The 24,877-nt window shown below is 67.5% G+C and carries 30 protein-coding genes; 14 read left to right on the top strand and 16 right to left on the bottom strand.

All coding sequences use genetic code 11. From position 1 onward, the window contains the following. Positions 1 to 11 precede the first annotated feature (11 nt). Positions 12 to 581 carry a TATA-box-binding protein gene (locus DEQ67_RS00835; protein ID WP_004045271.1) on the bottom strand — a complete coding sequence of 190 codons (570 nt, stop codon included), beginning with the start codon at positions 579 to 581 and terminating at the stop codon, positions 12 to 14. 58 nt (positions 582 to 639) lie between these two features. Then, entirely contained in the window at positions 640 to 951 is a 312-nt protein-coding gene (locus DEQ67_RS00830; protein WP_004065626.1) for a DUF5658 family protein, read from the bottom strand. Positions 952 to 1,107: 156 nt separating this feature from the next. Between DEQ67_RS00830 and DEQ67_RS00825 the strand changes: the two genes are divergently transcribed. After that, positions 1,108 to 2,064, top strand: coding sequence for a methyltransferase domain-containing protein (locus DEQ67_RS00825; protein WP_115860625.1), 957 nt, complete (start codon positions 1,108 to 1,110; stop codon positions 2,062 to 2,064). A gap of 101 nt (positions 2,065 to 2,165) precedes the next feature. Continuing rightward, positions 2,166 to 2,375, top strand: a complete 210-nt coding sequence (locus DEQ67_RS00820) for a hypothetical protein (RefSeq protein ID WP_115891742.1) — start codon at positions 2,166 to 2,168, stop codon at positions 2,373 to 2,375. 38 nt (positions 2,376 to 2,413) lie between these two features. Here the strand turns inward: DEQ67_RS00820 and DEQ67_RS00815 are convergent, their stop codons facing one another. The 8 genes from DEQ67_RS00815 to DEQ67_RS00780 form a co-directional block, all read right to left on the bottom strand. Continuing rightward, on the bottom strand, positions 2,414 to 2,863 hold the full coding sequence (locus DEQ67_RS00815; protein ID WP_115891741.1) for a hypothetical protein: 450 nt from the start codon (positions 2,861 to 2,863) through the stop codon (positions 2,414 to 2,416). A gap of 89 nt (positions 2,864 to 2,952) precedes the next feature. Next, positions 2,953 to 3,642: an urease accessory protein UreF gene (locus tag DEQ67_RS00810; protein ID WP_115860631.1), complete on the bottom strand. Its 690-nt coding sequence runs from the start codon at positions 3,640 to 3,642 to the stop codon at positions 2,953 to 2,955. Beyond that, a complete protein-coding gene (locus DEQ67_RS00805) occupies positions 3,639 to 4,259 on the bottom strand; it encodes an urease accessory protein UreE (protein ID WP_115891740.1) in 621 nt (206 codons plus the stop codon). The genes DEQ67_RS00810 and DEQ67_RS00805 overlap by 4 nt, the downstream gene beginning before the upstream one ends. Further along, positions 4,259 to 5,158, bottom strand: a complete 900-nt coding sequence (locus DEQ67_RS00800) for an urease accessory protein UreD (RefSeq protein WP_115802035.1) — start codon at positions 5,156 to 5,158, stop codon at positions 4,259 to 4,261. Before DEQ67_RS00800 ends, DEQ67_RS00805 begins: the two co-directional genes overlap by 1 nt. Further along, complete coding sequence (gene ureG / locus DEQ67_RS00795) at positions 5,158 to 5,781, bottom strand: urease accessory protein UreG (RefSeq protein WP_004065640.1); 624 nt, start codon at positions 5,779 to 5,781, stop codon at positions 5,158 to 5,160. The genes DEQ67_RS00800 and ureG overlap by 1 nt, the downstream gene beginning before the upstream one ends. Continuing rightward, positions 5,778 to 6,173, bottom strand: coding sequence for an urease subunit gamma (locus DEQ67_RS00790; protein ID WP_115891739.1), 396 nt, complete (start codon positions 6,171 to 6,173; stop codon positions 5,778 to 5,780). The genes ureG and DEQ67_RS00790 overlap by 4 nt, the downstream gene beginning before the upstream one ends. Then, positions 6,170 to 7,876: an urease subunit alpha gene (ureC, locus tag DEQ67_RS00785; RefSeq protein WP_115891738.1), complete on the bottom strand. Its 1,707-nt coding sequence runs from the start codon at positions 7,874 to 7,876 to the stop codon at positions 6,170 to 6,172. Before ureC ends, DEQ67_RS00790 begins: the two co-directional genes overlap by 4 nt. Continuing rightward, on the bottom strand, positions 7,873 to 8,292 hold the full coding sequence (locus DEQ67_RS00780) for an urease subunit beta (RefSeq protein ID WP_006600796.1): 420 nt from the start codon (positions 8,290 to 8,292) through the stop codon (positions 7,873 to 7,875). The genes ureC and DEQ67_RS00780 overlap by 4 nt, the downstream gene beginning before the upstream one ends. A gap of 531 nt (positions 8,293 to 8,823) precedes the next feature. On the opposite strand from DEQ67_RS00780, the gene DEQ67_RS00775 reads away from it, so the two are divergent. From DEQ67_RS00775 to DEQ67_RS00755, 5 genes are read left to right on the top strand one after another with little or no spacing between them, the layout of a single operon-like run. Further along, positions 8,824 to 10,101, top strand: coding sequence for an urea ABC transporter substrate-binding protein (locus tag DEQ67_RS00775; RefSeq protein ID WP_115860639.1), 1,278 nt, complete (start codon positions 8,824 to 8,826; stop codon positions 10,099 to 10,101). 1 nt (position 10,102) lies between these two features. Beyond that, on the top strand, positions 10,103 to 11,041 hold the full coding sequence (gene urtB / locus DEQ67_RS00770; protein WP_004065650.1) for an urea ABC transporter, permease protein UrtB: 939 nt from the start codon (positions 10,103 to 10,105) through the stop codon (positions 11,039 to 11,041). Next, complete coding sequence (locus tag DEQ67_RS00765) at positions 11,042 to 12,136, top strand: ABC transporter permease subunit (RefSeq protein ID WP_115891737.1); 1,095 nt, start codon at positions 11,042 to 11,044, stop codon at positions 12,134 to 12,136. A gap of 26 nt (positions 12,137 to 12,162) precedes the next feature. Further along, positions 12,163 to 12,921, top strand: coding sequence for an ABC transporter ATP-binding protein (locus DEQ67_RS00760; RefSeq protein ID WP_115860641.1), 759 nt, complete (start codon positions 12,163 to 12,165; stop codon positions 12,919 to 12,921). Further along, positions 12,918 to 13,619: an ABC transporter ATP-binding protein gene (locus tag DEQ67_RS00755; protein WP_115802029.1), complete on the top strand. Its 702-nt coding sequence runs from the start codon at positions 12,918 to 12,920 to the stop codon at positions 13,617 to 13,619. Before DEQ67_RS00760 ends, DEQ67_RS00755 begins: the two co-directional genes overlap by 4 nt. Positions 13,620 to 13,625: 6 nt before the next feature. On the opposite strand, the gene DEQ67_RS00750 is transcribed toward DEQ67_RS00755, so the two are convergent. Next, positions 13,626 to 14,231 (bottom strand): protein sorting system archaetidylserine decarboxylase, encoded by a 606-nt coding sequence (locus DEQ67_RS00750; protein WP_115802028.1) that lies wholly within the window; start codon positions 14,229 to 14,231, stop codon positions 13,626 to 13,628. Beyond that, a complete protein-coding gene (locus tag DEQ67_RS00745) occupies positions 14,231 to 15,256 on the bottom strand; it encodes an AAA family ATPase (protein ID WP_115891736.1) in 1,026 nt (341 codons plus the stop codon). Before DEQ67_RS00745 ends, DEQ67_RS00750 begins: the two co-directional genes overlap by 1 nt. 136 nt (positions 15,257 to 15,392) lie before the next feature. Here DEQ67_RS00745 and rnz point away from each other — a divergent pair, with 136 nt between their 5' ends. Beyond that, complete coding sequence (rnz, locus tag DEQ67_RS00740; RefSeq protein WP_006600802.1) at positions 15,393 to 16,340, top strand: ribonuclease Z; 948 nt, start codon at positions 15,393 to 15,395, stop codon at positions 16,338 to 16,340. A gap of 47 nt (positions 16,341 to 16,387) precedes the next feature. Then, positions 16,388 to 17,266 carry a PhzF family phenazine biosynthesis protein gene (locus DEQ67_RS00735; protein ID WP_115802026.1) on the top strand — a complete coding sequence of 293 codons (879 nt, stop codon included), beginning with the start codon at positions 16,388 to 16,390 and terminating at the stop codon, positions 17,264 to 17,266. 42 nt (positions 17,267 to 17,308) lie between these two features. On the opposite strand, the gene DEQ67_RS00730 is transcribed toward DEQ67_RS00735, so the two are convergent. Both DEQ67_RS00730 and DEQ67_RS00725 read right to left on the bottom strand, forming a co-directional pair. Further along, the gene (locus DEQ67_RS00730) at positions 17,309 to 17,653 is read right to left on the bottom strand and encodes a hypothetical protein (RefSeq protein ID WP_115891735.1); all 345 of its coding nucleotides are present in this window, start codon (positions 17,651 to 17,653) and stop codon (positions 17,309 to 17,311) included. Positions 17,654 to 17,661: 8 nt separating this feature from the next. Next, the gene (locus DEQ67_RS00725; RefSeq protein ID WP_115891734.1) at positions 17,662 to 18,681 is read right to left on the bottom strand and encodes a prohibitin family protein; all 1,020 of its coding nucleotides are present in this window, start codon (positions 18,679 to 18,681) and stop codon (positions 17,662 to 17,664) included. A 182-nt stretch (positions 18,682 to 18,863) separates the two neighbouring features. Here DEQ67_RS00725 and DEQ67_RS00720 point away from each other — a divergent pair, with 182 nt between their 5' ends. Further along, positions 18,864 to 20,864 (top strand): DUF460 domain-containing protein, encoded by a 2,001-nt coding sequence (locus DEQ67_RS00720; protein WP_115891733.1) that lies wholly within the window; start codon positions 18,864 to 18,866, stop codon positions 20,862 to 20,864. A gap of 15 nt (positions 20,865 to 20,879) precedes the next feature. Here DEQ67_RS00720 and DEQ67_RS00715 read toward each other — a convergent pair whose 3' ends face one another. Continuing rightward, on the bottom strand, positions 20,880 to 21,257 hold the full coding sequence (locus tag DEQ67_RS00715; RefSeq protein WP_006600804.1) for a hypothetical protein: 378 nt from the start codon (positions 21,255 to 21,257) through the stop codon (positions 20,880 to 20,882). A gap of 20 nt (positions 21,258 to 21,277) precedes the next feature. On the opposite strand from DEQ67_RS00715, the gene DEQ67_RS00710 reads away from it, so the two are divergent. Next, positions 21,278 to 22,264: a tyrosine--tRNA ligase gene (locus tag DEQ67_RS00710; protein WP_004065671.1), complete on the top strand. Its 987-nt coding sequence runs from the start codon at positions 21,278 to 21,280 to the stop codon at positions 22,262 to 22,264. Between the two features lie 91 nt (positions 22,265 to 22,355). Continuing rightward, on the top strand, positions 22,356 to 23,204 hold the full coding sequence (locus DEQ67_RS00705; protein WP_115802022.1) for an alpha/beta hydrolase: 849 nt from the start codon (positions 22,356 to 22,358) through the stop codon (positions 23,202 to 23,204). 25 nt (positions 23,205 to 23,229) lie between these two features. Here DEQ67_RS00705 and DEQ67_RS00700 read toward each other — a convergent pair whose 3' ends face one another. Beyond that, a complete protein-coding gene (locus DEQ67_RS00700; RefSeq protein WP_006600807.1) occupies positions 23,230 to 23,409 on the bottom strand; it encodes a DUF7470 family protein in 180 nt (59 codons plus the stop codon). Positions 23,410 to 23,514: 105 nt separating this feature from the next. On the opposite strand from DEQ67_RS00700, the gene eif1A reads away from it, so the two are divergent. Both eif1A and rio1 read left to right on the top strand, forming a co-directional pair. Then, positions 23,515 to 23,805, top strand: a complete 291-nt coding sequence (gene eif1A / locus DEQ67_RS00695) for a translation initiation factor eIF-1A (RefSeq protein ID WP_004045248.1) — start codon at positions 23,515 to 23,517, stop codon at positions 23,803 to 23,805. 101 nt (positions 23,806 to 23,906) lie between these two features. After that, positions 23,907 to 24,791, top strand: coding sequence for a serine/threonine-protein kinase Rio1 (gene rio1, locus DEQ67_RS00690; protein WP_115891732.1), 885 nt, complete (start codon positions 23,907 to 23,909; stop codon positions 24,789 to 24,791). Positions 24,792 to 24,877: the final 86 nt, after the last annotated feature.

Below are 24,877 nucleotides of genomic sequence, written 5' to 3'. Positions count from 1 at the left end.
GTTCGGTGGCGTTAGAACGACCCGTTGAGGAGACCGAGTTCGGAGAGCCGCGAGATGATGACGTCGACCGCCGCCTCGGCGTCTGTCGGCTGTTTGCCGCCCGTGATGACGAGTTTGCCCGACCCGAAGAGGAGCGCGACGACGCTCGGTTCGTCGAGGCGATAGACGAGGCCGGGGAACTGCTCCGGTTCGTACTCGATGTTTTCGAGACCGAGCCCGATGGCGATGGCGTTGAGGTTCAGGTTCTCGCCGAGGTCCGCGCTCGTGACGATGTTCTGCACGGTGATTTCGGGGTCGTCGTCGACCGGAATCTGAAGCTCGCGGAGCTTGTCGAAGACGATTTCGAGGCTCTCGTGGACGTCGTCGGTCGACTTCGCGCCGGTGCAGACGATTTTCCCGGACCGGAAGATGAGCGCCGCGGACTTCGGCTCCTGCGTACGGTAGACGAGTCCCGGAAACTGCTCGGGGTCGTAGTCGGCACCCTCGAGGTCCATCGCCACGCTCTGGAGGTCGAGCTCTTGGCCGATTCCCGTGGAGGCGACGACGTTTTCGATGTTGATTGTGTCCTTGGGGTCGGTCATACAACGATTTAAGTCACGTATTTAAGGGTTAAAAAGATTGGTGCGAGGGAATGACAGCTTACGCGCGGCGGTGAATAATCCGGGCGTTTCGAGCGGTGACGACCGCGCCGAGAACTGTCAGCGAAAGTGGAACTGCGAGTCGGGCGACCGCCGGCTTGAGCGCCCAGTAGGCCGCGAAGAACAGCGCGACCGAGACGAGCTTCAACACCGCGAACGAGCCGGGACCGGGGTCGCCGCCGGAGAGGCGTCGCACGAGGGGATTGCCTTCCTGCACGCCCGCCGTCCTGACTCCGAGGACGGTCGTGACGTAGTCGCCGAGCCCGTAGGTGAGCGCCGCCGCGCCCCAGAGGATGGCGTCGAGAGAGGTCATGCGAGTGGATTCGGAGCGCCCGATATAAGTCTCGCCGTCGTCGAGGTGTCAGGTTCAGCGGAGTCGCGGTCGGTCCGGGCCGGCCGACGCCCCCGCGGGCGCGACGACGACCGATACCCTCATTTCCGCGGCCCGTCAGGTCCGAGCGTGTACGGATTGGAACTCGCCGGCGAGGAAGACGCCTTCGCCGCCCGCGAGGCCGAGGCGGCCGCGACGGGCGTGACGGTCGTCGCCCCCGGTCTCGCCACCGCCCGCGGCGTCGAACCGGAGCGCGCGAGGCGACTCGCCTACACCCGGCGCGTCGTCGAACTGGTCGGGCGATGCGACCCCGACATCGAGGCCGCCCGCGCCGTCGTCGCGGCCGCGAACGTCGACCGCGGGGGGACCGTCGCCGTCCGCGCCCGCGACGTGCGAGGACTCGCCGGTATCAGCACGACCGACGCCGAGCGCGAACTCGGGTCGGCGCTCGTCGAGCGCGGCTTCGGCGTCGACTTGGACGACCCCGACCACGAGCTACGGGTCTACTTCTCCGAGGACGCCTGTCTCGTCGGCTGGACCGCCGTCGAGGCCGTCCGCGACTTCACCGACCGGAAACCGACCGACCGGCCGTTTTTCCAGCCGGGCAGCATGGCCCCCGTGGACGCCCGCGCCTTCGTCAACATGGCCGGCGCGGAGCCCGGTGCCCGGATTCTGGACCCGATGTGCGGCACCGGCGGCGTCCTCCTCGAAGCCGGCCTCGTCGGTGCCGACGTGGTCGGCGTCGACGCCCAAGCGAAGATGGTCGGCGGCGCGCGGGAGAACCTGCGTCACTACGTCGGCTCCGGCGACGTGGTCCGCGGCGACGCCACCGCGCTCCCCCTCCGCGACGATTCGATGGACGGCGCGGTGTTCGACGCCCCCTACGGCCGGCAGTCGAAAATCGCCCGCCACTCGCTTGCGGACCTCGTCGGCGGCGCGCTGGCGGAGGTCCGCCGGGTCGCCCCCGAGTGCGTGATGGTTGCCGACCGGTCGTGGGCTGAGGCGGCCGAGGACGCCGGCTGGGAGGTCGAACGAGTGTTCGAGCGACGGGTCCACCGGTCGCTGGTGCGGTACGTGCATCTGCTGCATCGGTAGTCGGAATCGGCGGCGGTGCGGCGGCTCCGACACGGCCGCAGCCGAGACGGGTTTGTTCAACCGCGCGACAAGGCTATGAGCGAGCGCGTCGAAGCGGAGGCATGTCGCGCACGGTTCGAGAGACCCTCGCCGAGGCGTACGACCCCGACCCACAAGCGATGGTCATCGTCGCGATGGGGTCGTCGTTCCTGCTGTTTTCGCTCCTGTCGTACCCGGCCGGGTCGAACCCGTACTACCTGTTCGGTCTCGTGGTGGCGGTCCTCTCGCTCGTCGTCTCGGTCGTGGTGCTGGCCGTCGAGACGCGCCGGTAGCCGAGGCGACCGGAGATGACTGGAGGCGACTGAGACCGTTAGAGGACTTCCTTCTGCAGTGAGATTTCCCCGTCCGAGCCGACGCGCACCATCACGTACTCGTAGTCCTGAATCCGCCCGTCGTAGGCCACTTCGCCGTCGACGAGGAGTTCCACGTCGCAGGTCTCGGCGTCGGCCTGTCGGATGAGCGTCTCCGTCTCGCCGGGCGAGAGTTCGATGTCGCTCTCGCGGCACGCGGGGTTCAACACGACTTCGCCGGAGAAGCCACCGTCGACCCGGACGCGAACGAGCTCCGACCCCTCGCAGAACTCCGTCCGACCGCAGTCGCTCGTGGTGGTCGCGGCCCGTCCGGATTCGGTCGACTCCGACTCGGAGGTGTTGGTTCCGGTCGTGGTCGTCGTCTCGGTCGAGGATTCGGCGGGGCCGCCGAGACATCCCGAGAGGAGGGCGAGCGAGCCGAGAGACGCGAGGACCTGTCTGCGCTGCATGAGAGGTTGTTCATCTGTCACGTTAAGTGCCTTGTGTGCTCGACGTCCCTCGCCGGGACGGCGCGCTGGCGGCGGTCGCCCGGCCCGACTTAGCTCATGAACAGCCGCCGGTCGGCGCGCTCGTGATTCGCGGAGAGAACGTCGATGAGTGGCGCGAACGGCGACATCTCGTCTATCCCTCGGTCGGCGCTGTCGGCGGCGGCCTCGGTCATCACCGGCTGGAGGTCGTGGAGAATCCGCTGGGCGTCGGTGTGTCCGAGCGAGAGCACCCGCTGGGCGGCCCCGACGAGTCCGGTCACGAAGCCGTGACAACAGAGCAGACACGCCTCCGAGGCGTCGATGTCCGCGCTCGCGGCGGCGACGCCGAGGACGACGGCGTAGTTCCCGGTCGCGTCGTCGGCGTCGACGGCCTCGGCGTACTCGTCGAGGAGGGGCGACTCGCGGAGCTCCCGCTGGAGCGAGAGGAGGCGGTTGCCGGACTGTCGGGCGCTCTTTCTGAACTCCTTGGACAGCGTCGCCGCCGTCAGACGGCGGTCGGCGCGACAGACCGCGTCGAAGTCGCCGTCGCGGGCGGCGGTGTGAGCCGCCCGAAGCGCGACCAGTTCGCACGGGCCGACCTGCTGTTTGAGATACGTCGATAGCAACGCCCGGAGGTCGTCGGCGTCTTCGACCCGATTTTCCTGAACGAACTGTTCGAGGCCGTAGGAGGCGGTGTACGTCCCGACCGGGAGGAACGAATCGGCCAACCGAAAGGATTCGAGCCGAGCGCCGTCGGTCATCGCTCGTCCCCCCGAGCGGACCGGAGCAGGCCGTCGTGGCTGTGGTCGTGATCGCCGTGGCTGTGGTCGTGATCGCCGTCCCCGTGACTGTGCCCGCCGTGGTGGTGGTCGCCGTGGCTATGGCTGTGGTCGCCGTGGCCGTGGTCGGGTTCGTCGCCGTCGAAGAGAGCCGGCGAGACGGTCTCGCGTCGGGTCGTCACGCCCGGCGGGAGGTGGTCCGCGACGGTCGCTTCCATCCGCTCGTAGGTGTCGGGAACCGGGAACAGCGCCTCGCCGTCACGGATGGCGAGGTCCCAGTGGCGGTTGCCGAGCGCGTGACCCAGTTCCACCGCGGCGGTCGTGGACACGTCGGCGGCGCCCACGTCGACGACGAGCACGTCGATAGCCGCGAGTTCGACCACGACGAGGTCGCCAGTCTCCGTTTCGAGCACGTCGCCGTCGTCGAGTTCGCGCCCGACGACGACGCCGAGGTCCCGGCCGTCTTCGGTCTCGGTTCTGACGCGCGAGCGCCGTCGGTCGTCGTCGGACAGCACCACGCGGGCGGCGTCGGCCTCGTCGAGTCTGGCTCGGACCGCCGGGTCGTCCCGGTGGCCGAGGTAGGTGTCGGCGACGAGCATCAGTACTTCCTCCCGGACGGCGCGGGGGCGTCGAGTAACGCCCGCCGCGCACGGTCCCAGGCGGCGTCGCACGCGGTCCGGACGGTGTCCGCGCAGTCACCGAGCGCGCGAACCGCGACACCGGCGTCGTTCGGCAGTTCGGTCGCGCCGGCGCGGGCGTCGGTAGCCGCGACCGCCTCGTGGAGGTCGTCGCTCAACGAGGCCGCGTCTCGGCCCGGCGCGACGACGAACAGGGTCCCGTAGACCGCGTGCTCACCGAGGAGTCCCGGCGCGCTCGGGTCCGACTCGTCGGGCGCGAGATGCGTGGCGTCCTCGAACAGGAGGCCGTCCGGGCCGGTCGCGCGCAGTCGAGAGCGATAGCGGTCGAACTCGAACCGCTCGCCGCGGGCGAGTCGCCCCGAGACGACCACGTCGCCGACGATAGCCGTCGCGCCGTCTGCGACGTCGAGACGCAGGTCTTGCGTGTACCGGGCGTCCGCGTGGAGAATCGTCGGCTCCGGCACGTAGTCGAGGTGGCCGCCGGCGGCGACCGACAGCGCGGTGTCGACGCCGGCGTAGTTGCGCTCCATCGTCTGCACCTTCGTCGAACTCTGCGTCGAGACGTGCGCGATTGCGTCGGCTTCGACCGCGATGGTCAGGTCGTGGCGGTCGCCTTGGGCGACGCCGCCGGTCGGCGACTGGACGAACACCGTCTCTGCCTCGGGGTGCGGGTCGTGGCCGAGCGTTCCCGAAATATGGAACGGCACGGTCGCGTAGTCGTGGACGAGCGCCGTCCCGCGGCTGGTCCGCTCGAACGTCAGTTCGAGGACGCCGTCTTTTCCCGGCGCGCCGACCGCCGCCTGCGGGACGGGCTCCGCCGCGTACCGCTCGAACGACGGCGGGGGCGAGTCGGCGGCCATCAGGCGAACAGCACCCCTTCGCGAACGTGCGTCAGCACCTCCTCGATGCCCGTCTGAGAACGACAGTCGGTGAAGACGAACGGCCCGCTTCGGACCGCCTTCGCGTCCCGCTCCATCACGTCGAGGTCGGCGTCGACGTGCGGCGCGAGGTCGGTCTTGTTGATGACGAGCAGGTCGCAGTCGACGACGCCGGGGCCGCGCTTCCGCGGGATGTCGTCGCCCTCCGCGACGCTGATGACGTACAGCGAGTAGTCCGCGAGCTCGGGGTTGAACGTCGCCGCGAGGTTGTCGCCGCCGCTCTCTATCAGCACGATATCTAGCTCGGGGTGGTCCGCGAGGAAGTCGTCTATCTGCTGGAGGTTCATCGACGGGTCCTCCCGGATGCCCGTGTGCGGGCACGCCCCGGTCTCGACGCCCGCGACGAGGCTCTCGGGGACGACCCCGGCGAACCGCTCGCGCAACACGTCGGCGTCCTCCTGGGTGAGGATGTCGTTTGCGATGACGCCGACGTTCAGCCCCTGTTCGCGAAGCTGCGGCACGAGTTCGGTCAGAAGCGACGTCTTGCCCGACCCCACGGGCCCGCCGATACCGACCGTCGCCACGTCGCGGTGCGTGAGGCTCACGCGTCGTCACCCCCGCTCGTGTCGATGTCGTCTGTGTCGCTCCCGTCGGTCGCCGCGTCCGCCGTCGAATCGGCGGTGCCGACGCTGTCGGACCGGATGGGGTCGTGGACGGTGACGAGCTTGGTGCCGTCGGGGAACATCGGTTCGACCTGAATCATGTCGATCATCTCGGGGACGCCGTCCATGACGTCCTCGCGGCCGAGCAACTGCGACGCCCCGGAGCGAATCTCGGCGACGGACTGTCCGTCGCGGCCGCGCTCGATACACCAGTCGGTGATGTACGCGACCGCTTCGGGGTGGTTCAGCGGGACGCCGCGCTCCTTGCGGCGTCGCGCGACCTCTGCGGCGGTGAAGACCGTGAGCCGTTCCTGTTCTTTCGGGGTGAGTTTCATAGCGTGTACCGCTGTGCGAGGGGGAGTTCGGAAGCCGGTTCGCAGGTGACGAGTTCGCCGTCGACTTCGACCTCGAACGTCTCGGGGTCGACGTCGATGTCGTCGGGGCAGTAGTCGTTGTACAGCATGTCCTCCTTGCCGGGCGTGCGCGTGCCGCCCACCGGGACGACCCGCGAGTCGAGGCCGTACGCCTCGCCGACGTCGTTGTCGGCGGCGGCCGGGGAGACGAACGACAGCGAGAGGCCGTGTTTGGCCTTGCCGTCCGCGCCGGCCCGCCGGCGCTGGAGAATCGGTTCGCACGTCATCAACGAGCCGTTGGCCTCGCCCATCTCCGAGTGGACGGGGAAGCCGCCTTTGAATATCATCGCCGGCTTGACGCCGAAGAACGCGGGGTCCCACAGCACCACGTCCGCGAGTTTGCCGGGTTCGAGCGTGCCGACGTAGTCGTCGATACCCGCGGATATCGCGGGGTTGATGGTGTACTTCGCCAGGTAGCGCTTGATGCGGTGGTTGTCCGCGCCGGTCCCCTCGTCTTCGGGGAGCGGCCCGCGTTGGGACTTCATCTTCGAGGCGGTCTGCCACGTCCGCGAGACGAGTTCGGCCTGCCGACCCATCGCCTGCGAGTCGGTCGTCATCATCGAAATCGCGCCCATGTCGTGGAGCACGTCCTCGGCGGCGATGGTCTCGGCGCGCACCCGCGATTCCGCGAACGCCACGTCCTCGGGCACGTCGGGGTTGAGATGGTGACACACCATCACCATGTCGAGGTGCTCGTCGAACGTGTTGTCCGTGTACGGCATCGAGGGGTTCGTCGACGACGGGAGCATGTTCGGCTCGCCGACCAGTTCCATGATGTCGGGGGCGTGACCGCCGCCCGCGCCCTCGATGTGGAACAGGTGCATCGTCCGGCCGTCGACGGCCGCGAACGTGTTCTCGACGAAGCCGGCCTCGTTGAGCGTGTCCGTGTGCATACACACCTGTACGTCCTCGTCTTCGGCCACGTCGAGGCAGGTGTCGATTGCCGCGGGCATCGACCCCCAGTCCTCGTGCAGTTTGAGCGCGCACGCGCCGGCTTCGACCTGCTCGATGAGGGGTTCGGGCGTGGACGCGTTCCCCTTGCCGTAGAAGCCGACGTTGACGGGCCACGCCTCGGCGGCTTGGAGGAACCGCTTGATGTTCTGCGGGCCGGTCGTGCAGGTCGTCGCGCCGCCGCCGTAGCCGCCGCCGAGCATCGTCGTGATGCCGGACGCCAGCCCGTGTTCGTGCAGTTGCGCGGAGTTCCAGTGGACGTGGATGTCGAGCGCGCCGGCGGTCGCAATCTTCCCCTCGGCCGGGTAGACGTCGGTCGCCGGGCCGACGACCATGTCCACGCCGTCCATCGTGTCGGGGTTGCCCGCCTTGCCGACGCCGACGATGTCGCCGTCGCGGATGCCGATGTCGCCGGCGACGACGCCGAGAACCGGGTCGATGACGGTCGCGTTCGTGATGACCCAGTCCAGCGCCCCGTCTGCTTGGGTCACGTCGGGGGCCATCCCCAGACCGTCGCGGAGCGTCTTCCCGCCGCCGAAGACGGCCTCGTCGCCGTGCGTCCGGAGGTCCGTCTCGACTTCGGCGAACAGTTCGGTGTCGGCCAGTCGGACGCGGTCGCCCTCCGAGGGGCCGTACAGGTCGGCGTAGGCCTCGCGGTCGATGTCCTTCGTCATTCGCTCGACCCCTCCGCGGTGCCGTGTTCGTCGTCGGAAGCGCCGGTGTCAGCGAACCCGGCCGCGCGCAGGCGCTCGACGGCGGCGCTCGGGTCGGTGTCGACGCTGCCGTTGACCATCCCGTTCATCCCGTGGGCGCGGCGCTTGCCGCCGATAGCGACCAGTTCGACCGACGTTTGGTCGCCGGGTTCGAACCGGACCGCGGTCCCCGCGGGGATGTTCAACCGCATCCCGTAGGCCGCCTCGCGGTCGAACGACAGCGCGGCGTTCGCCTCGAAGAAATGGAAGTGAGAGCCGACCTGTATCGGCCGGTCGCCGGTGTTCCCCACCGTCACCTCGGCCGTCTCTCGCCCCTCGTTCAGCGTGATGGTCCCGTCGGCGGTGATGACCTCACCGGGAACGAACTCGCCGGTCATAGCGACACACACCGAACGGACGCGTTCGTGTCGGAATGATCAAATGGATATTCACACATCTTTATCGACATATTCGAGACATTTAGGATAAATATGGCCAGGAGAACAATATTTGCCCTGTCGGGGTCCGAGATGCTACTGGTTTGTCTATCGGACTCCGGTGGACCGAACCGCGCGGGAACCGGCCGCTCACGCCCCGAACACCTATCAAATATTCGAACTGTTCGGAAATAACTGAATTTCTTTAAATTAGTGAAACAATAAAATCTGATATGTCGAGTATGTCGCAGATGTTACGAGATTACTTTCGGTTACACATGTCTAATGTTTACCTTTTCCAACCTTATATCACTATATTCAATAGATGTAAAATTAATACTCGATTGAGAACCCTTTTATATATCCTTCAGAACGGAGACATGTGTTCGAAAACGTTGACAAACGCACTGCTCTCGTGCAGATTGCTGAAGATTCATCCATTATCTACGCAAAATCGGAGGATTCACGAGTGTCGTTCGGGGGTGTCGGTGAATGAACGACCGACTCGTAAGTCGGCGTCAGTTCCTCGGGTCGGCGGCGGCGGTCGCCGGGACCGCGTTCGCCGGGTGTATGGGAGGTACGTCGTCCAGCAGCGACACGATAACCCTCGGGATACTCGAAGACCGCTCGGGAAACTTCGCGCTGGTCGGTGACCCGAAGTACAAGGCGTCGCTCCTCGCCATCGAGGAGATTAACGAAAACGGCGGCATCAACGGCCAACAGATCGAGGTTTTCGACCCCGACCCGCAGTCCGACAACCAGCGCTACCAGGAGTTGACGAGGCGCGCAATCAATCAGGAGAACGTCGACGCGCTGTGGGCGGGCTACTCCTCTGCGACGCGGGAGGCGATTCGGCCCATCATCGACCGTGAGGACCAACTGTACTTCTACACGACCCAGTACGAGGGCGGCGTCTGCGACCAGAACGTCTTCGCCGTCGGGCCGACCGCCCGCCAGCAGTTGGGGAGCGTCCTCCCGTACCTCGTCGAGGAGTACGGCCCGCGGATCTACACCATCGCCGCCGACTACAACTTCGGACAGCTCTCGGCGGACTGGGTGCGGGTCCTCGCCAACGAGAACGGCGCGGAGGTCATCGGCGAGGAGTTCATCCCGCTTTCGAACTCCCAGTTCGGTTCGACCATCAACCGCATCCAGGAGGCCGACCCCGACTTCGTGATGTCTATGCTCGTCGGCGCGAACCACACCTCGTTCTACGAGCAGAAGGCCTCCGCCGGGCTGGACGTGCCCATCGGAACGTCGACGGCGATGGCGCAGGGGTACGAGCACCTCCGGCTTGATCCGCCCGCGATGGAGAACATCTACGCCGGGGTCAACTACATGGAGGAAATCCCGACCGAGCGGAACACGGAGGACGGCGGCTTCGTCGACCGGTACTTCGAGAAGTTCCCCGACGCGCCGTATCTCAACGAGGAGGCCGAGAACAACTACTTCTCTATCTACATGTACAAGCAGGCGGTCGAGCAGGCCGGGACGACCGACCAAGCGGAAGTGAAGGCCGCGCTCGAATCGGGCATCACGTACGAGGCGCCCGAGGCCCCCGCGGGCGAGAGCATCGCGCTGGACGGGGCGACCCACCACGTCGACCACCACATGTGGGTCATGCGGGCGGACGGAGAGCACAACGTGGAGGCGGTCGACGACCGCGTCATCCCCGAGACGTTCCTCTCGGAGACGGTCGGCTGCGACCTCGCCAGCGAAGACGAAGAGACCCAGTACACACCACAGGACTTCTACGAGGTGGCGGGGTAAGATGGTAAATCCGCTGAACTTACTGTTTCAGTTCCTCGATAGCTTCGCGTTCATCGTGCTGGCGGCCGCTGGCCTCGCCGTCATCTTCGGCATCATGGGCGTCATCAACCTCGCCCACGGCGAGTTCATCATGGTCGGCGCGTACGCCACGACGCTGGCGAACATCCGCCTCGGCCTCCCGCTGCCGGTCGCGATGCTGGCCGGGGTCGCCGTCTCGGCGGTGTTCGGCCTCGTCGTCGAGCGGGTCGTCATCTCCGGGTCGGTGCCGAACGCGGTCAGCCAGCGGGCGCTCGGCCGCGACGTGGTCGAGCCGCTGTACGACCGCCTCGCGGATTCGATGGTTGCGACGTGGGGGTTGAGCCTCATCATGGTGCAGGGCGTCCGCATCACGCTGGGCAACTCGCTGCCCCAGATCGGGACACCGCTCGGGGAAATCGCGTACGGCGGCTACTCCTACTCGACGTACCGCGTGTTGCTGGCGGGCGTCGCCGTCGGCGTGCTCGCGCTGACGTACTACCTGTTTACCCACACCGAGTACGGAATGCGCGCCCGCGCGACGATTCAAAACGAGCGAATCGCAAAGGCGCTCGGCGTCGACACCGAGCGGACGTACATGACGACGTTCGCAATCGGCTCCGGGATGGCCGGGCTGACGGGCGCGCTGTACGCGCCGACGGTGACGATGGTTCCGACCCTCGGCAGCTCGTTCCTCGTGGAGTCGTTCGTCGCCGTCGTCGTCGGCGGCCCGGGCGTCGTCCTCGGGACGACGCTGGCCGGCGGGCTGCTGGGCTCCATCAACGCCCTGTTTTCCAACCTCGTCGGGACGTTCTTCGGTCGCATCGCCCTTCTCGCCACCGCTATCGTGATGATTCGGTTCCTGCCCGACGGCATCACCGGCTTCATCGAAACCGTCCGCGCGCGGCGGCAGGAGGACGCGTAGATGTCGAGCGGAAGCGCCGACGACACCGGGGTTCTCGCCCGACTGCGGCGGCGGGTCGAAGGTCCTAACACCGTCGGTGACTCGCGGGGGTTCTGGGTCGGCTTCGCCGTCGTCGTCGCGGCGCTGTTGGCGTACCCGTTTCTCGCCGGGTCCTATCAGGCGTCGCGGTTCTCGCTGTTCTTCGTGTACGCCTTCCTCGGCCTCTCGCTGTCGGTCGTCTGGGGCTACTCCGGCGTGCTGAGCTTCGGCCAGGTGGTGTTTTTCGGCATCGCCGGCTACACCTTCGGGGTCGTCTCGGTGAACGTCCCGACGCCCCTCGGCATCTCGACGGCGTTCCTCGTCGGCATCCTCGGCGGGGCGGTCGCTGCCGCGGTGCTCGGCTACTTCATGTTCTACGGCGGCGTGCGGGACGTCTACGTCACCATCATCACGCTGGTGTCGACGCTCGTGCTCCACACGTTCATGGCCCAGACCGCGGGCGACGAGTGGACCATCGGAAGCGCCGCGCTCGGCGGCTTCAACGGTATGCCGACGATTCCGACCCTCTCGCTCGGCGTCGGGCCCGCCGCGGTCACCTTCGACAGCGTCTCGTTCTACTACTTCGTGTTGGCGCTGCTCGTCGCCACGTATCTCGGACTGCGGGCGCTCGTCAACTCGGATTACGGGCGCGTGATGGTCGCCGTCCGCGAGGACGAAGACCGCACCCGGATGTTCGGCTACGACGTGCGGCGCGTGAAGCTCACCGTCTTCACCATCGGCGGCGCGCTCGCCGGCCTCTCGGGCGTGCTGTACGCCTCGTGGGGGAACTACGTCAGCCCGCAGGTGTTCGACCTCGCGTTCGCCTCGCTGCCCGTCATCTGGGTGAGCGTCGGCGGCCGCAAGACGCTCCTCGGAGCCGTCGTCGCCACCGTCGGCATCGAGTTCGTCCGGAACTCGCTCGGCGGCGAGTGGGCGTTCGTCGCGGTGGGTGCGCTGCTGTTGGTGTTCATCCTCGGACTCCCCGGTGGCATCGTCCCGTGGGTTCGCCAGACCTACGTCGAACTACGCGGCGGCGCGGCGACGCCGTCGGAGAACCCGGAGGTGACTGAGTCATGAGCACACACAACACGAGCGGGCCGCAGATGCGACAGACCGCAGCACAGAGAGCGACCGGACGGACCACGGACACGCTGTTGCAGACCGAGGGTCTGCGGAAGGACTTCGGCGGCTTCACCGCCACCGACGAGGTGGACTTCAGCGTCGACGAAGGCGAGCTTCGGTGTCTCATCGGCCCGAACGGGGCCGGGAAGTCGACGCTGTTGAAGCTCATCACGGGGACCTACGCCCCGACCGCGGGCAACGTCTACTACGACGGAAGCGACATCACCGACGCCGACCCCCACCAGCGGGTCAGACGCGGGATTAGCATCAAGTTCCAAGTCCCGTCGGTGTACGGGAACCTGACGGTTCGGGAGAACGCGCGGCTCCCGATTCAGCGGTTCGCTGACGGCACGGAGCGCCGGCAGCTCGTCGACGACGCGATAGCCGCGGCCGGACTCGACGGCTACGAGAACGCCCAAGCGAGCGCGCTCTCCCACGGCCAACAGCAACAGCTCGAAATCGGGATGGCCGCCGCGTTGGAACCGGAACTACTCTTGCTAGACGAACCGGTCGCCGGACTCGACATCGCGGAGCGCGAGGCCATCGCAGAGCGCATCACGCGGCTCAACGAGGAACAGAACATCGCGTTCGTCGTCATCGAACACGATACCGACTTCGTCGCGGACATCGCCGACGAGGTGACGGTGCTGCACAAAGGCGACGTGTTCCGCGAGGGCTCTATCGGCGAGATAGAGTCCGACCCGGCCGTCCAGCGCATCTACCTCGGGGGAGAGCAATGATACTCGAACTCGACGACGTGTCGGCCGGATACGGTACGACGCCGATTCTGCGCGACGTGAACCTCCGGGTCGAGGCGGGCGAAATCGTCGGCGTGATGGGCAAAAACGGCGTCGGGAAGACGACGCTGATGAAAACCGTCATCGGCCTCCTCGACGCGACCGAGGGGACGATTACGTACGCCGGCGAGGACGTCACCGCCGCCGGCGCGGACGAGCGCGCCCGGGCCGGGATGGGCTACATCCCGCAGGGCCGCGAGGTGTTCCCGAAACTCAGCGTCGAACAGAACATCAAGATGGGCGAGACGGTCAACGCCGGCAGCGACGACCTGCTGTACGACGAGATATACGACTACTTCCCGATTCTCCAGGAGCGCGCCGACCAGCAGGCCGGCACGCTCTCCGGAGGACAACAGCAGATGCTCGCCATCGCGCGGGCGCTCGTCTCGAACCCCGACGTGCTGCTTCTGGACGAGCCGAGCGAGGGCATCCAGCCCTCCATCGTCGACCAGATAAGCCGCGACATGAAGCGAATCAACGACCAACTCGGGACGACCATCCTCTTCGTCGAACAGAACCTCGGCGTCATCCGCGAACTGGCCGACCGGTGTTACGCGATGGAGCGCGGCACGTTCGTCGACACGGTGGGCCCCGAGACGCTAGCCGACGAAGACGCGCTCGCGGAGTACCTGGCCGTCTAGCGACGCTCACTCCCGCCGCGCCAACACCGTCTCGCCCGCCCGCACCGACTCACCCTTCTCGACGACCACGTCTTCGGAGCCGAACTCCGGTGGTAACAGCACGTCGGCCCGCGAGCCGAAGTCGATGTGGCCGAGTTTCTGGCCGCGGACGAGTTCGTCGCCGGGCGCGACGTACGAGTGAATCCGCCGGGCGAACGCGCCGGCGATGAGCGACACTTCGTGGTCGCCCGCGTCGGTGTCGAGTTCGATATCGACGCGCTCGTTGCGGTCGGAGTCCTTCGAGAACGCCGGTTTGTGCGCGCCGGGGCGGTGGGTGACGGTTCGGACCGAACCGGAGACGGGCGCGCGGTTGACGTGCACGTCGGTGACGTTCATGAACACGCCCACGCGGACGCGGCCGTCCTCGACGCGAATCACGGAGACGCGCCCGTCGGCGGGGGCGACGACGCCCGGTTCGTCGGGGGGCGAACGCTCGGGGTCCCGGAAGAACCAGAGGACGAACGCGCCGACCGCGAGAAGCGCGGCCCCGAGCGGTGGGAAGACGACCGCCGCGACCGCCGCGCCGACGAAGGCAGGAAGGGCGAACCGTCGGTAGCCGGGTGCGAACCGCATTATGCCTCGCCGCGGACGTCCGCGCCCCAACTCGTGAGGAGGTGGGTGATGTGCAGTCGGTCGTCGATGCCCGTCGAGATGTCGAGGTCGACCTGCCCCGCGAGTTCGTGCAGGCGGGCGAGTTCGCCGTCGGCGAAGCGCTCGGGGGTCGAGTCGGCGACGCGGAGGATGTCGCGGAGGAGCTCCTGCCCCTCGTAGCCCTCGTCGTCGAGGAGCGTCGTGAGGGTCTTGCGGGCGTCCTTGATGTCGCCCTCGCGGGCGTTGATGAGGAGCGTCTTCAGCTCGTCGTCGAAGCCCACGTCGCCGAGGGCCGAAATGAGTTCATTGCTCGTCACGGTGTCCGCGTTGTTTGCGGCGTGCTGTGCCGCGAGAATGGCGTTTCGGACGTTGCCGTTCGAGGCGTTCGCGAAGACACGAAGACTTCCCTCCTCGTAATCGACGCCCTCGGCGTCGAAGATGTGTTCCAGAACTGCTTCGAGCGCCTCGTCGTCGGGCGCGGGCATGGGGACGGGGAAACACCGCGAGCGAATCGGCGGGATGAGCTTCGAGGGCTGGCGCGTGGTGATGATGAACTGCGTGGTCCGGTGGTGCTGTTCCATCACGCGGCGAAGCGCCTGCTGGAAGTCCTCGCGGATGGATTCGGCGTTGTCGAGGACGATGGTCTTGTACTCGCCGGACATCGGGGCGTAGCCGGCGGACTCCTTGAGCACGCGGTTTATCATGTCGCGTTTCGCCATGCGACTGCGGCCGTCGAGGAACTGCTCGAACCGCGGGTCGGCGCGAATCTGCTTTTTCGTCCGGTTGAAGAAGTCCGCGACGTTGAGTTCGATGAGGTCGTTTTCGGGGTCCGCGTGCGCCTCGTGAGCCAGCGCGCGGACGGCGGCGGTCTTGCCGACGCCCGGCGGGCCCTGCACGACGAGGTTCATCGGTTCGTCCACGGCGCGTCGGAGGCGGTCGCGGACCTCCGGCTGTGGGAGGTCGTCGAGCCCCGGCGCGTGCGTCTCGGTCCACAGCGGCGCGTCCATTGGACTCCGGTAGCAGACGGTCGGGTAAGAATCGGTCGGTCCGGGGCGTCGGGGGCCGCACCGCCTCGGGGCGGCGAGCGGCCGCGACGGATTCGACGCACGTTTAGTCCCGCCGGTATCATTCTGGAGCATGTCCATGCGCGCGACCTTCCTCGGGACCGGCGGGGCCGTCCCCACCACGGCGCGTGCGCCGAGCGCGTTCCTCGTGAACCGCGACGGCGAGCGCCTGTTGTTCGATTGCGGGGAGGGCACCCAACGCCAGATGATGCGCTACGGGACCGGGTTCGGCGTCAGCCACCTGTTCGTCACCCACCTCCACGGCGACCACATCCTCGGCATCCCCGGGCTGATTCAGACGCTCGACTTCAACGACCGCGACGACTCGCTTGCCATCCACGGCCCGCCGGGGAGCAAAGGCCACCTCGAACAACTCGTCCACGCCGGCGGCTACCAGCCCGGCTTCCACGTCTCCGTCCACGAGGTCCGACCGGGGAACGTCGCCTACCGCGCCGACGACTACGAGGTCCGCGCGTTCGACACCGAACACCGGACCGCCTCGGTCGGCTACGCCCTCGTCGAGGACGACCGCCCCGGCCGGTTCGACCGCGAGAAGGCCGAGGAACTCGGCGTCCCCGTCGGCCCGGCGTTCGGCCGCCTCCACGCCGGCGAGGACGTGGAGCTCGAAGACGGAACCGTCGTGCGCTCCGAGCAGGTGGTCGGTGACCCCCGACCCGGCAGAACCGTCGTCTACACCGGCGACACCCGCCCGCTCGACTCGACCGTCGAGGTCGCCCGCGACGCCGACCTGCTCGTCCACGACGCGACGTTCACCGACGAGGAGGCCGAGCGGGCGAAACAGACCGCGCACTCGACCGCGCGGGAGGCCGCCCGCGTCGCCCGCGACGCAGACGTGCGGCGGTTCGCGCTGACGCACATCTCCGCCCGGTACGCCGCCGACCCGAGCCCGCTTCTCGAACAGGCCCGCGAGGTGTACGACGGCGAGGCGTTCGTCGCCGAGGACGGCCAGAAACTGGAGGTCCCGTACGCCGACAGCGACGGCGGCGGGGCGGAGACCGGGGAGTAGTCCGGGGCCGCGGTACGCTTTTCCCCCGCCCGCGCGCACCCGTCGATGTGCCGCAGAACGCCTTCCACACCGTCGACGTGTTCGCCACGGCGAAGTACGCCGGCAACCAACTCGCCGTCTTCGAGGACGCGGACGCGCTGCGTTCCGAGCAGATGGCCGCGCTCGCCAACGAGATGAACTACTCGGAGACGACGTTCATCGAGGGCGGGTCGCCCGACGATGGCTACGACGTTCGCATCTTCACGCCGGACGGCGAGATTCCGTTCGCCGGACACCCGACGCTCGGGACGGCCGCCGTCCTCCGCGACCACTTCGGCGCGGGCGACGAGGTGACGCTGAACCTCGGCGTCGGTCCGATTTCGGTCGAGGTCCGGTCCGACGGAAGCGACAGCGAGCAGTACTGGATGACGCAGAACGCGCCGAGGTTCGGCGCGGAACTCGACCGCGAGACGCTCGCGGAGGTGCTGTCGCTCGACGCGAACGACTTCGACGCCGACTGGCCGATACAGGTCGTCTCGACCGGCCTCCCGGCGGTGATGATTCCGCTCCGCGACCGCGACGCGCTCGCCCGGAGCGAGGTGTTCACCCCGGCGTACCGGTCGTTCTTCGACGACGTGGGCGTCGAGAATCTCTTTCTGTTCTGTCCGGACCCCCGCGACGACGCGAACGACTTCGCGGCGCGGATGTACGCGCCCGGCCACGGCGTCGCCGAGGACCCCGCAACCGGGAGCGCGAACGGCTGTTTCGCGGGCTACCTCGCCCGCCATCGCTACTTCGGAGACGACGAAATCGAGGTCACGGTCGAGCAGGGCTACGAGATGGGTCGACCGTCCCACCTCCACCTCGAAGCCGAGGACCGCGGCGACGAGGTGGCGGTCCGCGTCGGCGGGCGCGTCGAGTTCGTCTCGACGGGCAGGCTCGTCTGAGCGGCCGCTGAACGGGCCATCGAGCCGAAAGACGAGGTCGGGTCAGTCGCGGTGGGCGTCGCAGACCGGGTTCTCGCCGTCGTCGATGAGGACGACGGGAACCCCGAGGACGACCCACTCGCGGACGTAGCGCCGGCGCGCCGTCGCGGGCGACCCGCACTCGACGCAGGCGGCGTCCGCGGACTGGGCGGCCGATTTGATGATTCTCGTCCGCGGGCCGACGGCCGTCCGTGGGTACGCCGGCTGTGTTGCGAGGAGCGCCACGAGCGCCGCGGCGACCGCGAGGCCGGCGACCGGCAGGACGAACCGGCCGACGCCGGAGCGCGCGAGGACGCTGACGATGACGAGCAACGCGACCGCGACGGCCAGTTCACGGAGGAGACGCATCGACGGCGTCAGGTGCTCGTCTCGTTTTCGGAGCCGGACGAAGATGACGAACTTGACGACCCCGACGAACTGGACGACGCGGAGCGAGCGTCCGACGACGAACCGGCGGACGAACTCGACGACGAATCCGACGACGACGAGCCGTCGTTATCCAGCGACCGGACGAACTGCGGGTAGCCGCCGTCACCGACCGGGATGTAGACGGTGTCCGTCTCGTCGAGTTTCTCGATGTACTTCTGGGCCAGCACCTCGTCGGACAGCGACTGGGCGATGATGCGGTTGGCGTCGGCCTGCCCCTGTGCCTCGATGCGCTTGCGCTCGGCCTCCAACTCCTCGACGGCGAGTTCGTCCTGCTTCTGCTGGCGGCGCTGTTCGGTGATTTCCTTCTGTTCGACCGCCTGCGCGTACTCGGCGGGGAGTTCGACGTTGCGAACCTGCACCGCTTCGAGGATGAGGCCGTCGTCGGCGAACTCCTCTGCGAGTTCCCGCTCGGCGGCGGCCTTCAACTGGGTCTGGCCCTCGCCGGTGTAGATGACGGTGACGGGGAGCCGACCGGCCTCGGTCCGGAGCACCGAGCGAATCGACGGGCGAATCAGGCGCTCTTCGGCGGTTTCGAGCGTCCGGTAGTTGCGGTAGAACTCGACCGCCTGCCCGGCGTCGATGCGGTAGCGGACGGTCACGTCGATGTCCGTCCGGAGACCGTCTTCGGTCAGGACGGTGATGGCGTCGTCGCCCCGTTTGTCACCTTCGCTCGTCGACGACGACATCGTGTACGACTGCGGTCGCACCGACAGCGACGAGGTCGACTGCGAGACGGGATTGACGAAGTGCGCGCCGGGTTCGAAGACGGTGCCGGTGGTCGCGCCCCACTTCTTGACGACCTTGACGTTCCCCTCTTCGACGGGTTCCCACGCGAGGAGCCCGGCGACAGGGGCGGCGACAAGGAGGAGGGCGACGACACCGATGAGGGCGATGCGCGTCAGCGACCGGGAGGTCACCGACGGCGGGTCGGGGATGTCAGAACTCATCACTCTGATTTCAAATAGCCGAGACTTGTTTGTTTCGTGTCAAACGTAGGTCGCGGCGGGGTGTCGGCGGTGTCGGCGGCGAGCACCCGCTCGGCGGCCGAGTCGCGCAACCGCGACACCCGGCCGCGTCGGCACCCGCGACCGGCGTGGAGTATATATCCGGCGCGGCCCTAGTCGCCGTCGTGAACGACCGGACGAGTGCGCTCGACTCGGTCGTCTTCGGCGTCGACATCCAGAGCGGCGATATCCGCGGCGACTCGCCGTCGTACGCGCTGGTCGTGTTGGACACCCGAGACACCGAGTCAGACGAGGTCCGAATCGAACGAGACGTGGTCTCCTTCCGCAAGTTACGCCGACTCATCGAGCGCGACGAACCGCGCGTCGTCGCCACGGACAACATGTACGAGTTGGCGACCGACAAGGACGATTTAGTCCGCTTCCTGCGGTGGCTTCCCCACGGGACGCAGTTGGTGCAGGTGACCGGCGCGGAGCGACCGGAACCGCTCTCGCGGGTCGCCTCGCGCCACGGCGTCCCCTACGGCAAAGACCCGATGAAGGAGGCCGAGGCCGCGGCTCGACTCGCCCTCGGCAACGTCGGCTACGAGGTCGCCGCCTTCGAGAACACGACGACCGTGAAGGTCTCTCGCGGCCGCTCGACCGGCAAGGGCGGGTGGAGTCAGGACCGCTACACGCGCCGCATCCACGGGTCGGTCAAACAGCAGTCCCGCGAGGTCGAGTCCGCGCTGAAGGAGGCCAACCTCGACTACGAGCGGGACGTGACCGAGAAGTACGGCGGCTACTCGCAGGCGCTGTTTACCGTCGAAGCGCGGCCCGAGGACATCCCCGTGTCCACCCACCGCTCGGGCGACACCCGCGTCGAAATCGAGCGCGAGCGCCGCGACGGCATCGAGTTCGAACCGCTCGTGAAGCGCCGCGACCGCGTCATCGTCGGCATCGACCCCGGCACGACCACCGCCGTCGCCGTCGTCGGCCTCGACGGGCGCGTCCTCGACGTGCACTCGACGCGCACCGCCGACACCGCCGCCGTCATCGAGTGGCTCATCGAGCGCGGGCGGCCCAGCCTCGTCGCCGCCGACGTCCAGCCGATGCCCGAGACGGTCGAGAAGTTCCGCCGGAGCTTCGACGCCGCCGGCTGGGCCCCCGCGAGCGACATCCCCGTGGACGAGAAGCTCCACCGAACCCGCGAGGTCGACTACGAGAACGACCACGAGCGCGACGCCCTCGCCGCGGCGCTGTTCGCCTTCGACGACCACGAAGACCAGTTCGAGCGCATCTCCCGGAAGGTCCCCGCCGACGTGGACAGAGAGGAGGTCATCGCCCGCGTCCTCACCAGCGAGGAGTCGGTCGAGGCCGTCCTCCGCGAGATGGACGACGACGCCGACGACGGCGGCGACGACGCCGACGACGAATCCCACGAGGAGCCCGAACTCACGCCCGAAGAACGCGAGATTCGGGAGTTGCGGTCGCGGGTCGAGCGCCTCGAATCGCACGTCGAGGACCTGAAATCGACCATCGAGGAGAAAGACGAGACCATCGAGGAGTACAAAGACGAACTGTCCGACGCCCGCCGCGAGGAGCGCCGCGAGGCCCGCGAGCGCCGAGAAGTCACCCGGCTCGAACGCGAGAACGGCCGGTTGGAGCGGAAGGTCGAATCGCTCGAATCCGACAAGGCGGAGCTCGCAGACAAGCTCGACCAGCTGAAGTCGCTGTGGAAGCTCGACCACTCGAACTTCGCGGACGTGAACACCGACGGCAGTTTGGTGCCGGTCAAAATCGTCGAACAGTTCACCAACGGCGCGCTCGATCACACTATCGAGGAGTACGGCATCGCCGCGGGCGACGTGGTCTACCTCCGCGACGCCAGCGGGGCGGGGCGGACGACCGCCGAGCGCCTCGCCGAGTTCGACCCCAAGGTCGTCCTCCGGTCGGGCAACCTCTCGGAGGTCGCAGACGAGGTGCTGTTCGAGGCCGACGTGCCGGTCGCACCCGCCGACGGCGTGACGATTCAGGAGATAGACGAACTCGCCGTGGCGAAGGAGTCCGAAGTCGAATCTGCAATTTCCGACTGGGAAGACCGGGCGGAAGAACGGCAGAAGGAACAGCGCGAGGAGATGGTCGACCAGATTATCTCCGAACACCGCGCCGAGAACCGGCGCGGATAGCGTCGAGTCGGGTTTTCAGTCGGTCGCGTCGTGGCCGACGACGACGGCGACCACGAAGTACAGCGCCGCGCCGACGAGCGGCAGTAAGAAGGCGATGACGGCCCAGAACGTCGCGTTTCGCCCCTTGAGCGTCGCGTCCTTGTGGACTCGGTACGGCAGGTAGACGTGGAACGCGAGAAAGTAGACGGCGAAGCCGAGGATGTACGGGAGGAGGTCGCCGCCGCGGACCGACGCCCACATGACCGCGAGCAGGCCGAAGACGACGAGGATGAGCGCGGCGAAGATGATGACGGGCGCACGCGTCGTAGTTCCTGAGTCGGACATCACCCGGAGTTGGGACCGGTGGATGTTGTCCGTTTCGCCCGCGGGCGGCTTCCAGAAGTCATATGCCACGTCCCCGACACCGGACGTGTATGGACGCATACGACCTGATCACTCGGAACGCCTCCGAAGTGGTCACGGAGGACGAAGTGCGCGCGCTGGCCGACGACCCCGAGGGCAAGCGAGCGTACGTGGGCTACGAGCCCTCCGGCGTCCTCCACATCGGTCACATGCTCACCGCCAACAAGCTCATCGACCTCCAAGCGGCGGGCTTCGAAGTCGTCGTGCTGCTGGCGGACGTACACGCCTACCTCAACGGGAAGGGCACGTTCGAGGAGATTCGTGAGACGGCCGAGCGGATGAAAGCGCAGTTCATCGCCTACGGCCTCGACGAGAGCCAGACGGAGTTCGTCCTCGGCTCGGAGTACCAGCTCGACGAGAGCTACGTCCTCGACCTGCACGCGCTCGAACTGGAGACGACGCTCTCGCGCGCCGAGCGCGCCATGGCCGAAATCAAAAGCGGCGACGGCGTCACCGTCGCGCAGGCGGTCTACCCCATCATGCAGGCGCTCGACATCGTCTACCTCGACGTGGACCTCGCCATCGGCGGGATGGAACAGCGCAAGGTCCACATGCTCGCCCGCGACACGCTCCCGAGCATCGGCGAGGAGTCGCCGACCTGCATGCACACGCCGCTCATCGCGGACCTCGGGACGGGCATCGGCAAGATGTCCTCCTCCGAGGGCGTCACCATCTCGATGGAGGACTCCACGGAGGACATCGAAGACAAGGTTAACGGCGCGTTCTGCCCGCCGACGGCCGACCCCGAGCCGACCGACGAGGGCGAGGCGCGCGAGAACCCCGTCCTCCAGATTTTCGAGTACCACGTCTTCCCGCGCTTCGAGCGGGTCGTCGTCGAGCGCCCCGAACAGTACGGCGGGAACCTCGACTACGACGACTACGAGACGCTGGAGGCCGACCTCGAATCCGGCGAACTCCACCCGGCCGACGCGAAGGGCGCGCTCGCGGACTACCTCGACGAACTCATCGAGCCGGGCCGCGCGAAGATAGCCGAGTAATCGCCGCGCCTCGCCGGAACGATACCCTTTTCGACGGTTCGTGACTCGCCGTCACCCAAACCGATAGAAGCCGCCGGCTCGACGAGTCGATATGCCCCGCCCGTCCGACGTTCTCGTTCATCGAAACCGCACGATCACCGACCGCGAGGAGCGCACGCTGACCGCGGACGTGTACTGTCCCGACTCACCGGCGGCCGAGATGGGCGGCCCGGCCGAGACGACCGAACCGGCCGAGACGACCGAACCGACCCGGCCGCTCGTCGTCTTCGTCTACGGCGGCGCGTGGGAGACCGGTTCGACCGGCCAGTTCGCCCGCTGGGCGCTCGACGCCGCCGACGAGGGGTTCGTCGCGGCCGAGGTGTCGTACCGACTCGGGCACGAAGCGCCGTTCCCCGCGCAAATCGAAGACGTGTGCGAGGGCATCGACTGGCTGACGGACCGCGCCGACGAGTTCGGAATCGACACGGACGCCGTCGCCGTCGTCGGTCACTCCGCGGGGGCGCACCTCGCGTTACTGGCGGCGCTTTCGGACGGCGAGTTCGGTCGCCGGACCGACATCGACGCCGCGGTCGGCGTCTCCGGCGTCTATGACCTCCGAGCCGACGACCACGAGCGCGCCGGCGAGTCGTTGCCGCTGTTCGAGAACCGGCCGTCGGCCGCCGAGTTGCGCCGGTGTTCGCCGATTACCTATGTGGATGACGACACCGACGCCGATGCCGATGCCGATGCCGACGCGCCGCCGACGCTGTTGCTTCACGGGAGCGAGGACTCGGTCGTCGCACCGGACCAGAGCGCCCGGTTGGCGGACGCGCTCGAAGCGGCCGGAACACAGGTCGAGTACGACGCCGTCGACGCGGCCGACCACGTCTTCTTGCACTCGTCGTACCACTATCCCGCGGTGCGAAAACGGGTGTTCTCGTTCCTCCGCGAATCGCTGTGAGCCGAGGGCCGGAGTCGAAGGCCCGTCAGGCCATCCCGAACATCTTCATGACGCCCTCGGCGAGGCCGCCGGCGACGAGGCCGAGCCCGGCGACGACGAACGCGAGGCCCGCCGCGACGACGGGGGCCTGATAGGCGACGATACCGATACCCAAGAGCAAGGAGACGACGCCGGCGATACCCTTCGTGCCGAGTTTGTCGAGCATACCACGACGGCGTTTCGGGACGGTCCTAAACGCGTCGTTCCGTCGGACGCTTCCTACCGGCCGAACGTCGGCGGATTTAACCATGCTCACGTCGAACGCTCGCGCATGAGCGACGACGAGAACGAGAGCCGCCGAGACCTTCGAATGCCGAACGACGACGAAGTGTTCGCCGTCGTGACGAACATGCTCGGGGCCAATCGTATTCGCGTCCGCTGTGCCGACGGCGTCGAGCGGACCGCTCGCATTCCCGGACGGATGCAGAAGCGAATCTGGATTCGAGAGGACGACGTGGTGCTCGTCGAGCCGTGGGACTGGCAGGACGAGAAGGCCGACGTGAGCTGGCGCTACGAGAAGTCCGAAGCCGACCAGCTCCGCCGCGAAGGTCACATCCAGTAACGCGCACGTCCGAGACGGCGCGCCGTTTGTTGTTTGTTCCCCGAAGACGCCGAACCCGGAGCCTGTGCCCTTTTCATCTCGCCTCTCGTAGCCCTAGTCCAATGACTGACGAGTTCGGCATGGTCGAACCCCAGGAGGGCGAGGCGTTCGGCGACGAGTGGGAGGAGATAGACGTCTCCGACGACGAGGCGGACCGCATCGCGCGCCGCAAGGACCGCGACTTCGACGAGTTCCGGATGCGGTTGAAGGACGCCGACCAGTTCAAAGTCGAGCAGTCGGTGTTCGACGACGCGACGTTCGCCGCCATCTACAAACTCGTCCAAGACGGGCACATCGACGCGTTCGGCGGGCCGATTTCGACGGGCAAGGAGGCCAACGTCTTCGAGGCGCTCGGCGGCGACGACGCGGACGTGGCGGTCAAGATATACCGCATCAACGCCTCCGACTTCCGGCACATGCGCGACTATCTCGAAGGCGACCCGCGCTTCGAGAACATCGGCCACGACAAGGGACAGGTCGTCCGCGCGTGGGTCAGAAAGGAGTTCGCCAACCTCGAACGCGCCCAGCGCGCCGGCGTCCGCGTGCCGAAGCCCATCGCGGTCCAGCGGAACGTCCTCGTGATGGAGCTCGTCGGCGTCGTCGACGACCGGGCGCGGCGGCTCTCGGAGGTGCGCGTCGAGAACCCCCAGACAGCCTACGAAGTGGTCCGCGAGTACATGCGCCGACTCCACCGCGCCGGCCTCGTCCACGGCGACCTCTCGGAGTACAACCTCATCATCCACGACGGCGAACTCGTCGTCATCGACCTCGGACAGGCCGTCACGGTCCACCACCCGAACGCCGAGGAGTTCCTCCGGCGGGACTGCCGCAACGTGGCCAACTTCTTCCGGCGGCAGGGGGCCGACGCCGACGGCGACTCGCTGTACGAGTTCGTCACGGGCGACGAGGGCGAGGACGGAGACGGAGACGGAGACGGAGACGAGTAGCAACCCAGACCCGCCGCGAGACGGGTGTGCGACCGAGACACGCGGCGACCCGCCGAGCGAACGCTTAAACCACTCCGACGGGTATC

This window comes from Haloferax sp. Atlit-48N, from assembly GCF_003383015.2.
Classification (GTDB): domain Archaea; phylum Halobacteriota; class Halobacteria; order Halobacteriales; family Haloferacaceae; genus Haloferax; species Haloferax volcanii.
This window is presented reverse-complemented; position numbering and strand designations above follow the sequence as displayed.